This is a genomic window from Candidatus Thiothrix putei (assembly GCA_029972225.1).
GTDB classification, from domain to species: domain Bacteria; phylum Pseudomonadota; class Gammaproteobacteria; order Thiotrichales; family Thiotrichaceae; genus Thiothrix; species Thiothrix putei.
This window is the reverse complement of the sequence record CP124756.1, coordinates 317,052-329,413: the sequence shown is the minus strand read 5'-3', so window position 1 is coordinate 329,413 and position 12,362 is coordinate 317,052. Positions and strand designations below refer to the sequence as shown.

Below are 12,362 nucleotides of genomic sequence, written 5' to 3'. Positions count from 1 at the left end.
CAATCAATAATAACAGTAAGAGCGTAATAAAAATGAAACTACTAAAACCTAGCCTGCTGGCTTCCAGCGCGTTATTGCTCGCCTTAACCGGCACCGCCTTTGGCGAAGCGGGCATTTCCTCCAAAGTAGGCGCAGCACCTGATCCCGTCACAGCCAACGTCAACTTCAAAATCAAAGTACCCGAAATCATTATCTTGCGCGTGGGTGATTGGGAAAGCACCGCCAATACCCTTATCTGGGATTATGCCTTTGGTTCAGGGTTAACCAACCCGACCAATAACGCTGATGCCACTTCTGCGCAATGGGACAAAATGACTGCCAGCATAGTAGATCCACAAAATGCGAACAGTGATAATGAAAGTGCTGCCGATAAAGCTGGGGATGGTATCCTCAAAGTTGCCGCTTTTAGCAACACGGGCGATGTCCGCCTCACCTCTGCCATCGTCACGGATTTTACCGCCGTTACCGCTGGCTTCAATAAGCCGTCTTTAAGCGAAATTAGCGCAACCAGTGGCGGTAGTATTGCGCACACCGCACTCAATGGGTTTGCAGGCAGTGGTACAGTTGACTTAACCAATACAGCAGGCATAGTCAAACTAACAGATGCTTGGCAATACACGTACACACCAACCAACAACCCGGCGGCGGGTGAATACAACGCTGAAGTCAAATACACGTTGGCGAATATTTAAATAAGATAGTGCAGGGTTCGGCAACCATTGCCGAACCTTTGCCAGATTCTCACAACAGGGGCTACATGATGAATAACACCGCACTCAAACTTTTTTTCAGTTTGTTAGGCTTAGGCATGGCAGCCAACGCATCTGCCAGTGGCTTTTCGGCGGCTGCCAGCCCGCCACGCTATGAACTTTCCGCCACGGCGGGGCAAAAAGTATCGCAAGTGCTGGAAATTTATAACGTCGGCAATGCCAACGAACAATACACCGTCAAAACCAACGACTGGCAACTCCAGGGCGATAACCTCAGTTTCCACGACGAACTCCTCCCCAACAGTTGCCGCGAATGGGTCAAGCTCGAACGCCACAAAATCACTGTCAACCGTGGTGACAAACGCCCAATGCGCTTTGAAGTCGACGTTCCCGCTGGCACACCCGCGCAAGAATGCCGCTTCGCCCTCATGGTCGAAGGCACCACCCCCGCCCCCAATCAAATTGCCGACAATATCAACCTGCCAGTCAACGGGCGTTTAGCCGTCATCGTGTATTTGGCTATCGGCGGCGCAGAACCCGCCCTCACCGTTGCCAACCTGCAAATGTCCGGCAAAACCCCTGCGCTCAAAGTCAGCAATAGCGGCACCGCGCACGGTCGTCTGCAAGGCGTACTCGCAGGCACGGACAGCAGCGGCAAAGCCATCGACTTCTCGGTGTCCAGCACCCCGATTATGGCAGGTGAATCGCGCTTACTCCCGCTCACCCCGCACCTTGGCGAAAAACACCTTGACCCGAAAACCATCCAATACCCCGTCAAGCTCAAAGGTCAGCTTTACTGGGAAAAAGGCGCGTTTGCGATTGACCAAACATTGTAAGGTGACTAGCGTGTTAAAAAACAAGACCATGGCATTGTGTGGGGTAGTATTGGCATCCACGCTGCATACAAGTATTGCCAAGGCGCTATGCTGGGGGGCTAATGGCGGTGAACACTTAATGCATTTTTCGATTATCAATGGCCTTGCCACAAACCCCGCCCCGGAGATTATCTTTAATCTCCCCGGTGATCGGCTTGGCGATGGCAACAACTATGTTTCCAGTAATGTGTTAAATCGCGGCGGCGTAAACACCTTGCCTAATCATGTGCGTTTTCGCCTACATGTTACTGAACGCACTACCCGCTCGATTGTGTTACAAGCCGACTCTTCCGACCCGCTATCCTGCACCACCTGCACCAGTTCAGTGACCATGCCTTTTTCCGCACTGGGTTGGACGGTTAACCGCGCCACAGAATCTACCGGGCTTACAGTCGCTAACGGGCGCTTCAATAATGGGCAACAGACTTGGATGGTATCCCCACCCAAGACTGAAAGCATTGTTAACTTGGAGTTTGACTTCCTCAATAGCAAGGTTTACCCAGCAGGTGTTTATAAAGGCGAATTCAAAACCATAGGCAGGGCGCAATGATGCCATTCCACCCCAAACCGTTACTGCTACTCATCAGTTGCTGCCTGTTAGCAGCACCGGCGACAGCAACTCGCATGGCATGTACCGATGATGAAACAGCACAGTTACCCGTCAAAGTAGAAATTAACGTCCCGGCTTTTCTGTTTTTACAAGTGGGCAATGCCAATCAAACCGCAGAACTTACCTACAACGTCAGTGCCAATCTATCGTCAGGGGCATACACAGGGGCAATCCCACCGGCAGGCGAAAGTGGGCTTGCCCCCAGCAGCATTACCGGCAGCGATGTGAGTAACGGGGTGAATGTGGCGGTACGCGCCAATTGCGGGCAGGTAAAAATTGCTTACCGCGTGACCGACAACAACGGGCTGGCAAACAATCAAGGGCAATTCATTCCTTACGAAACGTTGCAAACCAGCACCTCGGATAGCGGCTTGCCTGCCCCTACTTTGCGCAATGCAGCAGACGCAGAAAGTCTGGTCAGCACCAGCAGTTATGGCTCGGTAACAGATCGCCAAGCGACTTGGCAATACACCTACACCAACAGTGCCTTACCCGCTGCGGGTACTTATCAAGGCACGGTGACTTATCAGGCAAGCTGTTTGTAAGCGCACCATTGATCCGTTTAAACCTTGCCAAATATCGTTATTTATTTTATGAATGGGCGTAGATTCTCCTTAATAGTTTCTGAACACAGAAACGTATTTGAGGAACATGGTCATGAATCGCCTCGCCCGCCTCGGCTTAACGTCTGCCGCACTGTTACTCGCACTGAGTGGTACTTTCACGAGCGAATACGCCAGCGCGGAAGCCGCACTTAATCAGCCCGTCCATGTTCACTTCACCATCAAGGTACAAGAAGTGCTAACGGTCAACCTGCGCGGCAATCATTTGGATGTTGGCAGCAATAATGGCAATATTTTGCTAGTCAACGACAATCTCAACACCGCCAATATGTTCGCCCTATCAGGTAACACCAATGTCAGCGTGATTATCAGCAGTCAAGACGGGGGAATCGTGGTTGCCACCCCTTAATAGTTTATAATTCATCACCATGACAACCATAGAACACCGAGTCTACACCGCAGCTCAAGTCCGCCAACTCGACCACATCGCCATCCAGCAACATGGTATTCCCGCCTACACTCTCATGTCGCAAGCGGGGAGCACAACCTTCGAGCAAATGCAGCATCATTGGCCAAAAGCACATGCCTTGTGTGTACTGTGCGGCAGTGGTAACAACGGCGGGGATGGTTACGTCATCGCCCGTCTTGCCTTACAAGCAGGCTGGAACGTCACCCTGTTATCACTCGCTGATACTGCCCGTTTGCAAGGTGCTGCCGCACAAGCCTGCCAAGACTTCTGCCAAGCGGGTGGACGAATTCAACCCTATACCGAGCATGAGCAACTGCCCACCGCTGACTTAATGGTTGATGCCCTCCTCGGCACAGGCTTGGAGCGTCGTGTCACGGGTGCTTATGCCCGCGCTATCAACCTTCTCAACCAGCAGAGCGCCCCCATCATTGCCGTCGACATACCCTCCGGCTTACATGCTGACACGGGTCAACCCTGCGGTGGTGCGGTTGAAGCCACGCTCACCGTGACTTACATCGGCCTGAAAATCGGTCTACTCACCGGCACTGCCCGCGATTATTGCGGAAGGCTAAGCTTCGCACGCCTCGGCGTACCTGATGCAGTGTACGCGCAAGTCCCCTGCACGATGCATTTGCTGGGTCAGCATACCTTACGTGAATATCTCCCACCCCGCCGTCGTTCTGCCCACAAAGGCCAGACGGGGCATAGCTTGTTAATCGGCGGTGCACCCAGTATGAGCGGCGCAATCCGCCTCGCCGGTGAAGCCGCTTTACGCACTGGCAGCGGCCTCGTTTCCATTGCCACTCACCCGGAACACGCTTTCCTGCTCAACCTCCACCGCCCAGAACTCATGGTACATGCGGTCGATTCACCCGCACAACTACAGCCTTTACTGTCACGCATGGATGCTATTGGCATCGGCCCCGGCATGGCACAAACCACCTGGTCTCACCATCTGTTTTCGCTGATCCAAAACACCAAACTGCCCAAGGTATTGGACGCTGACGCGCTGAACTTACTCGCCAAACACTGTAGCCAACGCGATGACTGGATACTAACCCCACACCCCGGCGAAGCCGCACGCTTACTCGCTTGCAGCACTACCAACATTGAACAAAACCGTATGGCTGCTGTGAGCCGCTTGCAGCAAGAATACGGTGGCGTTATCGTACTCAAAGGCGCAGGTACACTGATCGCCAGTGCCGACACCATCGCTATTTGCCCCGCTGGCAACCCCGGCATGGCTTCCGGCGGCATGGGCGACGCACTGACGGGTATTATCACCGCTTTGTTAGCACAGGGGTTAAGCTTGATCGCAGCGGCTGAAAGTGGTGTGTGGCTACACGCACACGCTGCCGACCTTGCCGCTACGAAGGGTGAACGCGGTTTATTGGCCAGCGACCTCATTGCACATTTACAGGAAGCACTTAACACATGAACAACTGGCAACAGGTAGACGATGAAGCCGCCATGCTCGCCATCGGTGCAGCCATAGCACGACGCTTCCCCAGTGGGGGGCTAATTACCCTACACGGTGATTTAGGCGCGGGAAAAACCACGCTAGTACGTGGCTTGTTACGCGCCTTAGGGCACACTGGCAATGTCAAAAGCCCCACTTATACGTTAGTAGAACCCTATCATCTGGGACAACGTGATGTATTTCACTTCGATCTGTACCGTTTAGCCGAACCAGAGGAGTTAGAGTACATGGGTATCCGCGATTACTTACACCCGGATGCATTGTGCTTAGTCGAGTGGCCAGAAAAAGCGGCAGGTATTTTACCAAAGCCAGATATGCAAATTCACATACGCCATTGCGGTAATGCCCGCGAAATTTTGATAGAATGATTTCACTCAATCAATCATGAAGTTATCGCATATTAGTAAAAAACCACTTGAAAAGTGTCTTGGTCTGAATTAATACTTATAGGGAAGAAGTATCATTCCATTCGTGTTGTTTGAGATTAGGCCATGAACACCAAAAAATTGAGCCGTAGAGGTTTCCTCCTGAAGTTGAGTGCATTAGCCGGTGCAGTCGCCAGTGGATTCAATACAGTATCAGCACGTGCTGCGGATGCTGTTACGGGGCATTTAACCGGGGCAAACCTTAGCGGCACATCAGAGCAATTGAAATTCCTGCTGCAACTGGATGCACCGATTGCCCATAAAGTTTTCACCTTAGACAGCCCTGATCGCGTGGTCATTGACTTGCAGAATACCACCATGCAAGGCAAGCTGAAGCAAGGCGCACACGATCGCAAACCCATTACTGGCATTCGCTATTCTGAACGTGACAATGGCAGTTTACGGGTAGTACTGGACGTAGCAGAACAAGTCACTGTCAAATCTTCCTTAACACCGGATGGTGCAAACCATTTGCTAACCATTACCCTCAAGCCAAACGGTAAAGGCAGCACTGGCAAATCCCCAAAACCGGAAAAAGAAAAACCCAAGTCCGCCAAAGAACCCGAAACTCCTGCTACCTCAGAACCTTCTAAAGGTAAATTCATCGTCGTCATCGACCCGGGACACGGCGGCAAAGATCCGGGTGCGGTTGGCGCAAATGGCACACAAGAAAAAGACGTCGTATTGCAAGTGGCACGTAAACTCAAAGCCCATATCGACCGTGAAAAAGGCATGAAAGCCATCCTGACCCGTGACAGTGATAAATTCATCCCACTACGTGAGCGCATGGATCTTGCCCATAAACACAAAGCTGATCTGTTTATTTCAGTTCACGCCGATGCCAACCCTAGCACCCGCGTCAGTGGCTCTTCCGTTTATATCCTGTCAGAAACAGGCGCGTCCAGCGAAGCTGCCCGTTTGTTAGCTGAAAGCGAAAACTCTTACGAATTAAAATTTGGTGGGCGCAGTTTCAACAATACCAGCGAAAAAATTGCCTCTGTATTGCTGGATCTGAGCCAAAACGCCATGATGGATCGCAGCCTGAACTTAGCCAAAGGTGTCTTGCGCGAGCTATCCAAGGTCAACAACCCGTTACGCCGTCGGGTTGAAAGTGCCCGATTTGTTGTACTGCGTTCACCAGACATTCCCTCCATGCTGGTCGAAACAGCCTTCATCAGCAACCCGACTGAGGAAAAACGCCTGCGCACGGCTGATTATCAACAAAAATTAGCGACGGCAATGTTCCAAGGGGTCAAGCGTTATCAAATTGCCTACGCTGATAGCGGACGGGCAAATACCTAAACACGGCTACAGCACTATCACACACATCACTCCTTAGCAGTGTCACATGACATTGCTTTGTCACCCGTAAACTGTCAATCCTGTCAAAAAGTGACAGGATTGCACCCCTCCCAAATCTTCATTTCAATTAGATAAAATCATTAAATTTTATTATTAATTAATTACTTGTAACTATTATGATGACTTTGGCACAAGGGTTGCAATAACTTCGGCACAGACTGAGACGGCGAAGACCAGAAGGTCTGTAAGGGACGACAACAATAACAAGAAAGGGTTAAGGAAAGCATTTATCAGCAAGCCCCAAGAGATAGCGAGCAGGCATAAACATTAATAACAATAAAGCGCCTGACCATATCTCGACTCCTCTCCTCCCTGTGGCGACACAGGGAGACTTTACTAGGAGATAGGTGTTTGAAAACAACAATAATAACAAGACAATAATAATAATAACATTTGCCCGTGTTGACTCCCCCCGCTAGTCGGGGGTTTCGTTTTTCTGGCAACGATACGTGCCGTTTGTCATCTTCTCTTCTTGTTTGGCTATATTCCAAGCATTTTCCATCTGCTCTAAACTTGCCGTATCCAAAGCAATACCGGCTGCTGCCAGCAAGGCTTCTACCCGCTCAAACCGCCGCTCAAACTTACGGTTCGATAGACGTAACGCATTTTCTGCATTCACACCGAGTAAACGTGCCAAATTAGTGGCTCCCATCAACACATCGCCGACCTCCTCCTCAATCCGAGCAAACGGCTCTTGTTTAGCGACCGCATCAACCACTTCATCCAGTTCCTCGTGGATTTTGGGGATCACTTGCTGCAAATGATCCCAATCAAACCCCACCCCAGCCGCCCGACGCTGAAGTTTTTGACTACGCCGCAACGCAGGCATAGCAGCGGGAATGCCTGCAAAGAAGCCTGTTTCGGTCGATTGTATCCCGCGTTCTGCTTGTTTGATCGCATCCCATGCCTGTTTTTGCGCGTGTTCATCGGCATATACCGTATCACCGAATACATGAGGATGCCGCCGAATCATTTTGCGGGAAATACCTGCTGCTACATCGTGAAAATCGAACAAACCCTGCTCACTGGCAATTTGCGCCATAAACACAATTTGAAACAATAAATCACCTAACTCATCACACAGAGCAGCAGGGTCTTGTTTGTCTACTGCCTCAGCGACTTCGTACACCTCTTCCAGGGTGTATGGCAAGATCGTTTGCCAGGTTTGCTTAATATCCCATGGGCAACCCTGCTGCGGATCACGCAAGCGCCTCATAATATTAAGCAATTCATCAATAGGTGTATGACTTAATCCGTTTTTGCCTTGCATAGCATTTACCTGTGGCGTATCGTGCGTTTGTCGTGCAATATACACAATTGTGGTATGAATGCTACGCTCAAACATAAAGCAAAATCCAACTTTACGACTCAAAACCTAGACTTGAAGGAGATCACCATGACTCTTAAACACATTGCAGGCATTAGCTTCGCTGCACTGATGCTGGCCGCTGCCGGTGCCAATGCTGCCGATATGAAAGTTGTCAAAAACAGCGACGGCATTGTTGTTAAAAATAGCTTTGGCGAATGCGTCCAAGCCGTTTACGGCTTCGAGCCAGAAGGCTGTGAAGCAGCACCAGCGGCTCCTGCTGCTGCACCGGTTGCACCAGCACCGACGCCACGCGCTGTACCTCGTGCGCCTGTTGTGCCTAAAGTGAAAGCAAAAGGCAACTACAAAGGCCCCGTCCAAATGGATCCGGCAGCACGTTCTAGCATGAAGCGCTACCAGAAATAAACCGGACAATGAATCAAATCGCTTGATTCATAAACGGTTTAAAAAGCCTCCTTGCTTCGCGGTAAGGGGGCTTTTCTTTGAGTCTTGACAAAGAAAATTTTGCTTGGCTATAGGAACTTAACCACAAAGTAACCTATAATCCTAGCCGTTGTTGTATATTTAAGACACTATAGTCACAACTTACGCCTCCTGCCGACAGAATTAATATTTCATGGGTGTGGGAGTACGGGGTTCAACAATCTAAACTCAAAAACTAGGCTTAAGGAGATCAACATGACTCTGAAGAAAGTTGCAAGCATTAGCGTAGCTGCTCTGATGGCAGCAATGATGATGACAACTGCATATGCAGAAGACGGCAAATATGTCCAAAATAGCGACGGTAAACCTGTCAAAAACAGTTCTGACGAATGCGTTAAGGCACAATACGGCAGTATGCCAGAAGGCTGTGAAACAGCGCCACCACCGCCGCCGCCGCCAGTAACACCGCCGCCAGTAACACCGCCGCCAGCTCCACCAGCACCTATCCAAAAAATGACGCTGACTTCTGATGCCAACTTCGATTTCGATAAGGCAACCCTGAAACCAGCCGGTCAAGCAAACTTGGATCAATTCCTGTCCGGTTTGGCTGGTGCTAAAGTCAGCGGTATCAGCGTAGTAGGCCACACTGACAGTGTTGGTTCCGATGCTTACAACCAAAAGTTGTCTGAACAGCGTGCCGCCGCCGTTGCCAACTATCTGGCAGGCAAAGGCGTTCCGGCTGCTGCCATCCAAGCTTCCGGCAAGGGCGAATCACAACCTGTTGCTGACAACAGCACCAAAGCAGGCCGTGCTGCCAACCGCCGTGTAGAAGTTGAGGCAAGTGGTACACGTTAAGTACCTGCTCAAAACCAGTTACCTGTAATAAGTGCTGGTATTGCTAGAGAAAAGCCGGGGTTTCCCGGCTTTTCTTTGTACGCTATCCGTATGGAAATACTTCATTCCCTGCTAATATTCCGCTAGTATGTTGACCCTTATCTTGGTTGGATCGCGCTTTTTCCACCTTGATAACACTCTACTTTTCACCATTATCCCTCTGGAGACAGAAAATATGTCAATCAAAGTGGCTGTACCCAAGGAAACCGCCGAGGGCGAGCGTCGGGTTGCCATCGAATCCAGCGTCATTGCCAAACTCACCAAATTGGGTGCTGAAGTGTTGGTGGAAGCTGGGGCTGGTGATGCAGCACATATTCCTGATACGGCATTCAGCGGTGCGACGATTGTGTCAGCAGCCCATGATTTGTATCAACAAGCTGACATCGTGCTCAAAGTTCAACCTCCATCTGAAGCAGAAATTGCTCAATTACGCGAAGGCAGTGTGCTGATTGGTACGTTACAACCCTATAAATACCCAGAACGTATCGCCGCACTCAACGCAAAAAATATTACCAGCTTTGCGATGGAGCTGATTCCACGTATTTCGCGAGCACAAGCGATGGATGTGCTTTCATCACAAGCGGCAGTCGCCGGTTACAAAGCAGCTATTATGGGTGCTGATCTTGCACCACGCTTTTTCCCGATGCTGACCACAGCGGCTGGCACAATTCGCCCCTCAAAAGTCATTATCATTGGTGTCGGGGTAGCAGGTCTGCAAGCGATTGCAACTGCACGGCGTTTAGGTGCAGTAGTGGAAGCTTATGACGTGCGTTCTGCCACCAAAGAGCAAGTCCAGTCCCTCGGTGCAAAATTCATCGAACTCGGTATTACTGCCGAAGGTGAAGGTGGCTATGCGCGTGAACTGACTGCCGAAGAGAAGCAGAAACAGCAAGAGGAACTCGCCAAACACATTGCAACAGCAGACGTACTGATTACCACAGCGGCGGTTCCCGGTCGCCCTTCGCCGAAGATCATTCCTGAAGCCACCGTGGAAGGCATGAAGTCCGGTGCGGTCATTATCGACTTAGCAGCAGAAGGCGGCGGTAACTGTACCCTGACACAACCAGGCAAAACCATCGTACATAAAGGCGTAACCATTCACGCGCCACTAAACGTACCCAGCCAAGTGCCAGTACATGCTTCCGAAATGTACGCTAAAAATCTGCTCAACTTCTTATCACCGATGTTGAAAGACGGCGCGTATACGCCCGATTTCAACGATGAAGTGATTGCAGGCGCGTTACTCACACACGAAGGCAAAATCATGAACGAAGCCATTCGCCAACTGGTTGAAGGAGCATAACAATGGAAGGTTTTATCGCCATCTACATCTTCATTCTTGCCGGGTTTGTCGGCTATGAAGTGATTTCCAAAGTGCCGGTGATCCTGCACACCCCGTTGATGTCGGGTTCTAACTTCGTCCACGGCATCGTCTTGGTCGGGGCAATGGTCGTATTGGGTCAAGCCGAAGGGTTCAGCGAGCAACTGGTCGGCTTCATTGCCGTAGTATTAGCCGCAGGCAATGCGGTCGGCGGTTACGTCGTAACCGAGCGGATGCTGGAAATGTTCAAAAGCAGCAAAGGGGATAAATAAACATGAACCTTTTTGTTGAAATTTTTTACTTGGCAGCCGCTGTGCTGTTCATTCTTGGCCTTAAGCAAATGGCATCGCCCGTCACCGCACGGCGCGGCATTGTGTGGGCTGGTATCGGCATGGTGTTGGCAACACTGATTACCTTCGTACACCCGCACGTCAACACTAACTATTTGCTGATCATTATCGGGATTGCGGTCGGCGGCGGTATTGCTTGGAAAACCGGCAAAGAAGTAGCCATGACCGATATGCCGCAAATGATTGCACTCTACAACGGCATGGGCGGTGGTGCAGCGGCTGCGATTGCGGCAGTGGAATTAATCAAGCACCATGAAATGGATCCGGTTGTGCAATTACTCGCCGTAGCGGGTGCACTGATTGGTGCGATAGCGTTCTCCGGTTCATTGATTGCGTTTGGTAAATTGCAAGGTCTAAAGCAATTACGCGGTGCATTCCGTTTCAAAAATCAGCAGCGTATCAATGCAGCCCTGTTTATTGTCACGGTGTGGATGGGTCTGGGCATTGCGACCAGCGGTACGGATTATGGCATGTTTACGCTGTTCCTGTTCTTTGCACTGGCGTTGGCGTTTGGCGTAATGATGACGCTGCCGATTGGTGGCGCGGATATGCCCGTCGTTATTTCCCTCTACAACGCTTTCACAGGTCTTGCGGTCGGTTTTGAAGGTTACGTACTGGATAACCCTGCAATGATGATTGCGGGGATTGTGGTGGGTTCTGCGGGTACATTGTTAACACAGTTGATGGCAAAAGCGATGAACCGCCCGATTACCAACGTGCTGTTCAGCAATTTCGGCGAAACCACGGGTGAAGCACAAGAAGTCAGCGGCTCAATGAAAGCCATTGAAGCCCCTGACGCTGCTATTATGATGGCGTTTGCAGAAAAGGTTATTATCATACCCGGTTACGGTATGGCAGTGGCGCAAGCTCAACACAAAATTTGGGAAATGACCAAGCAATTGCAAGAACGCGGCGTGACAGTGAAATTTGCGATTCACCCCGTTGCGGGGCGGATGCCGGGGCATATGAACGTATTGCTGGCAGAAGCAGGCGTGCCGTATAACATCATTTACGACCTTGATGAAATCAACGAAGAATTCCGCACCGCCGATGTGGCGTTGGTGATTGGAGCAAATGACGTGGTGAACCCAATTGCACGGACTGATCCCAATAGCCCGATTTACGGAATGCCCATTCTGAACGCGGATTACGCCAAAAACGTGATCGTGGTTAAACGTGGTCAGGGAGCAGGTTTTTCCGGGATCGAAAATCATCTGTTCTTCGCTGATAACTGCCGGATGCTGTATGGCGACGGGCAGGCTGTTGCTAATGAATTGATCAGCAACATGAAAGAACTCTGAACATCAAGTCTTGACAATCGTAAAAAAAGCCCGGTTCATCCGGGCTTTTTTATGAGTTGTCCACATCATAACCTTATGTTCATATTTCATTTAGATTTGTCAACCATGATACAGAAAAATAACTTAAGTCACTGATTATTAAAATACAAAATGAAATGATTATTTTTTAATCAAAGTGTATAAGTGCTTATCAGACAAGGCATAGAGGTAACTGTCCGCAGTTCTTCCACAGAGTTATCCACAGGTTCTGTG

14 protein-coding genes are annotated in these 12,362 nt (G+C 50.3%); 13 read left to right on the top strand and 1 reads right to left on the bottom strand.

Annotation, left to right across the window (positions count from 1 at the left end; translation table 11 throughout):
- Positions 1-32: 32 nt before the first annotated feature.
- From QJT81_01675 to QJT81_01640, 8 genes are all read left to right on the top strand, one after another.
- A complete protein-coding gene (locus tag QJT81_01675) occupies positions 33-692 on the top strand; it encodes a hypothetical protein (protein ID WGZ94728.1) in 660 nt (219 codons plus the stop codon).
- A 65-nt stretch (positions 693-757) separates the two neighbouring features.
- Entirely contained in the window at positions 758-1,546 is a 789-nt protein-coding gene (locus tag QJT81_01670; GenBank protein WGZ94727.1) for a hypothetical protein, read from the top strand.
- A gap of 10 nt (positions 1,547-1,556) precedes the next feature.
- Positions 1,557-2,135 carry a hypothetical protein gene (locus tag QJT81_01665; protein WGZ94726.1) on the top strand — a complete coding sequence of 193 codons (579 nt, stop codon included), beginning with the start codon at positions 1,557-1,559 and terminating at the stop codon, positions 2,133-2,135.
- Positions 2,132-2,740, top strand: coding sequence for a hypothetical protein (locus QJT81_01660; GenBank protein ID WGZ94725.1), 609 nt, complete (start codon positions 2,132-2,134; stop codon positions 2,738-2,740). The genes QJT81_01665 and QJT81_01660 overlap by 4 nt, the downstream gene beginning before the upstream one ends.
- 112 nt (positions 2,741-2,852) lie before the next feature.
- Positions 2,853-3,167, top strand: a complete 315-nt coding sequence (locus tag QJT81_01655; protein WGZ94724.1) for a hypothetical protein — start codon at positions 2,853-2,855, stop codon at positions 3,165-3,167.
- A gap of 19 nt (positions 3,168-3,186) precedes the next feature.
- Positions 3,187-4,665: an NAD(P)H-hydrate dehydratase gene (locus QJT81_01650; GenBank protein ID WGZ94723.1), complete on the top strand. Its 1,479-nt coding sequence runs from the start codon at positions 3,187-3,189 to the stop codon at positions 4,663-4,665.
- Positions 4,662-5,075, top strand: coding sequence for a tRNA (adenosine(37)-N6)-threonylcarbamoyltransferase complex ATPase subunit type 1 TsaE (gene tsaE / locus QJT81_01645; GenBank protein ID WGZ94722.1), 414 nt, complete (start codon positions 4,662-4,664; stop codon positions 5,073-5,075). The genes QJT81_01650 and tsaE overlap by 4 nt, the downstream gene beginning before the upstream one ends.
- 123 nt (positions 5,076-5,198) lie before the next feature.
- Positions 5,199-6,434 carry an N-acetylmuramoyl-L-alanine amidase gene (locus tag QJT81_01640; GenBank protein WGZ94721.1) on the top strand — a complete coding sequence of 412 codons (1,236 nt, stop codon included), beginning with the start codon at positions 5,199-5,201 and terminating at the stop codon, positions 6,432-6,434.
- Between the two features lie 475 nt (positions 6,435-6,909).
- Here the strand turns inward: QJT81_01640 and mazG are convergent, their stop codons facing one another.
- Positions 6,910-7,839, bottom strand: coding sequence for a nucleoside triphosphate pyrophosphohydrolase (gene mazG, locus QJT81_01635; GenBank protein ID WGZ94720.1), 930 nt, complete (start codon positions 7,837-7,839; stop codon positions 6,910-6,912).
- 51 nt (positions 7,840-7,890) lie between these two features.
- On the opposite strand from mazG, the gene QJT81_01630 reads away from it, so the two are divergent.
- The 5 genes from QJT81_01630 to QJT81_01610 all read left to right on the top strand — a co-directional run bounded on the left by QJT81_01630 (position 7,891) and on the right by QJT81_01610 (position 12,110).
- A complete protein-coding gene (locus QJT81_01630) occupies positions 7,891-8,226 on the top strand; it encodes a hypothetical protein (protein WGZ94719.1) in 336 nt (111 codons plus the stop codon).
- A gap of 273 nt (positions 8,227-8,499) precedes the next feature.
- Positions 8,500-9,099: an OmpA family protein gene (locus QJT81_01625; protein ID WGZ94718.1), complete on the top strand. Its 600-nt coding sequence runs from the start codon at positions 8,500-8,502 to the stop codon at positions 9,097-9,099.
- Positions 9,100-9,313: 214 nt separating this feature from the next.
- Complete coding sequence (locus QJT81_01620) at positions 9,314-10,441, top strand: Re/Si-specific NAD(P)(+) transhydrogenase subunit alpha (protein WGZ94717.1); 1,128 nt, start codon at positions 9,314-9,316, stop codon at positions 10,439-10,441.
- A gap of 2 nt (positions 10,442-10,443) precedes the next feature.
- A complete protein-coding gene (locus QJT81_01615) occupies positions 10,444-10,731 on the top strand; it encodes an NAD(P) transhydrogenase subunit alpha (protein ID WGZ94716.1) in 288 nt (95 codons plus the stop codon).
- Between the two features lie 2 nt (positions 10,732-10,733).
- Positions 10,734-12,110: an NAD(P)(+) transhydrogenase (Re/Si-specific) subunit beta gene (locus QJT81_01610; GenBank protein WGZ94715.1), complete on the top strand. Its 1,377-nt coding sequence runs from the start codon at positions 10,734-10,736 to the stop codon at positions 12,108-12,110.
- The last annotated feature ends 252 nt before the right edge of the window (positions 12,111-12,362 follow it).

Excerpts from the sequence above, each read along its gene's own strand:
- tsaE (WGZ94722.1), top strand. The coding sequence starts at position 4,662 with ATGAACAACTGGCAACAGGTAGACGATGAAGCCGCCATGCTCGCCATC.
- QJT81_01640 (WGZ94721.1), top strand. The coding sequence starts at position 5,199 with ATGAACACCAAAAAATTGAGCCGTAGAGGTTTCCTCCTGAAGTTGAGT.
- QJT81_01655 (WGZ94724.1), top strand. The coding sequence starts at position 2,853 with ATGAATCGCCTCGCCCGCCTCGGCTTAACGTCTGCCGCACTGTTACTC.
- QJT81_01670 (WGZ94727.1), top strand. The coding sequence starts at position 758 with ATGATGAATAACACCGCACTCAAACTTTTTTTCAGTTTGTTAGGCTTA.
- QJT81_01650 (WGZ94723.1), top strand. The coding sequence starts at position 3,187 with ATGACAACCATAGAACACCGAGTCTACACCGCAGCTCAAGTCCGCCAA.
- QJT81_01620 (WGZ94717.1), top strand. The coding sequence starts at position 9,314 with ATGTCAATCAAAGTGGCTGTACCCAAGGAAACCGCCGAGGGCGAGCGT.
- QJT81_01615 (WGZ94716.1), top strand. The coding sequence starts at position 10,444 with ATGGAAGGTTTTATCGCCATCTACATCTTCATTCTTGCCGGGTTTGTC.
- QJT81_01675 (WGZ94728.1), top strand. The coding sequence starts at position 33 with ATGAAACTACTAAAACCTAGCCTGCTGGCTTCCAGCGCGTTATTGCTC.
- QJT81_01660 (WGZ94725.1), top strand. The coding sequence starts at position 2,132 with ATGATGCCATTCCACCCCAAACCGTTACTGCTACTCATCAGTTGCTGC.
- QJT81_01610 (WGZ94715.1), top strand. The coding sequence starts at position 10,734 with ATGAACCTTTTTGTTGAAATTTTTTACTTGGCAGCCGCTGTGCTGTTC.
- mazG (WGZ94720.1), bottom strand. The coding sequence starts at position 7,839 with ATGTTTGAGCGTAGCATTCATACCACAATTGTGTATATTGCACGACAA.
- QJT81_01625 (WGZ94718.1), top strand. The coding sequence starts at position 8,500 with ATGACTCTGAAGAAAGTTGCAAGCATTAGCGTAGCTGCTCTGATGGCA.
- QJT81_01630 (WGZ94719.1), top strand. The coding sequence starts at position 7,891 with ATGACTCTTAAACACATTGCAGGCATTAGCTTCGCTGCACTGATGCTG.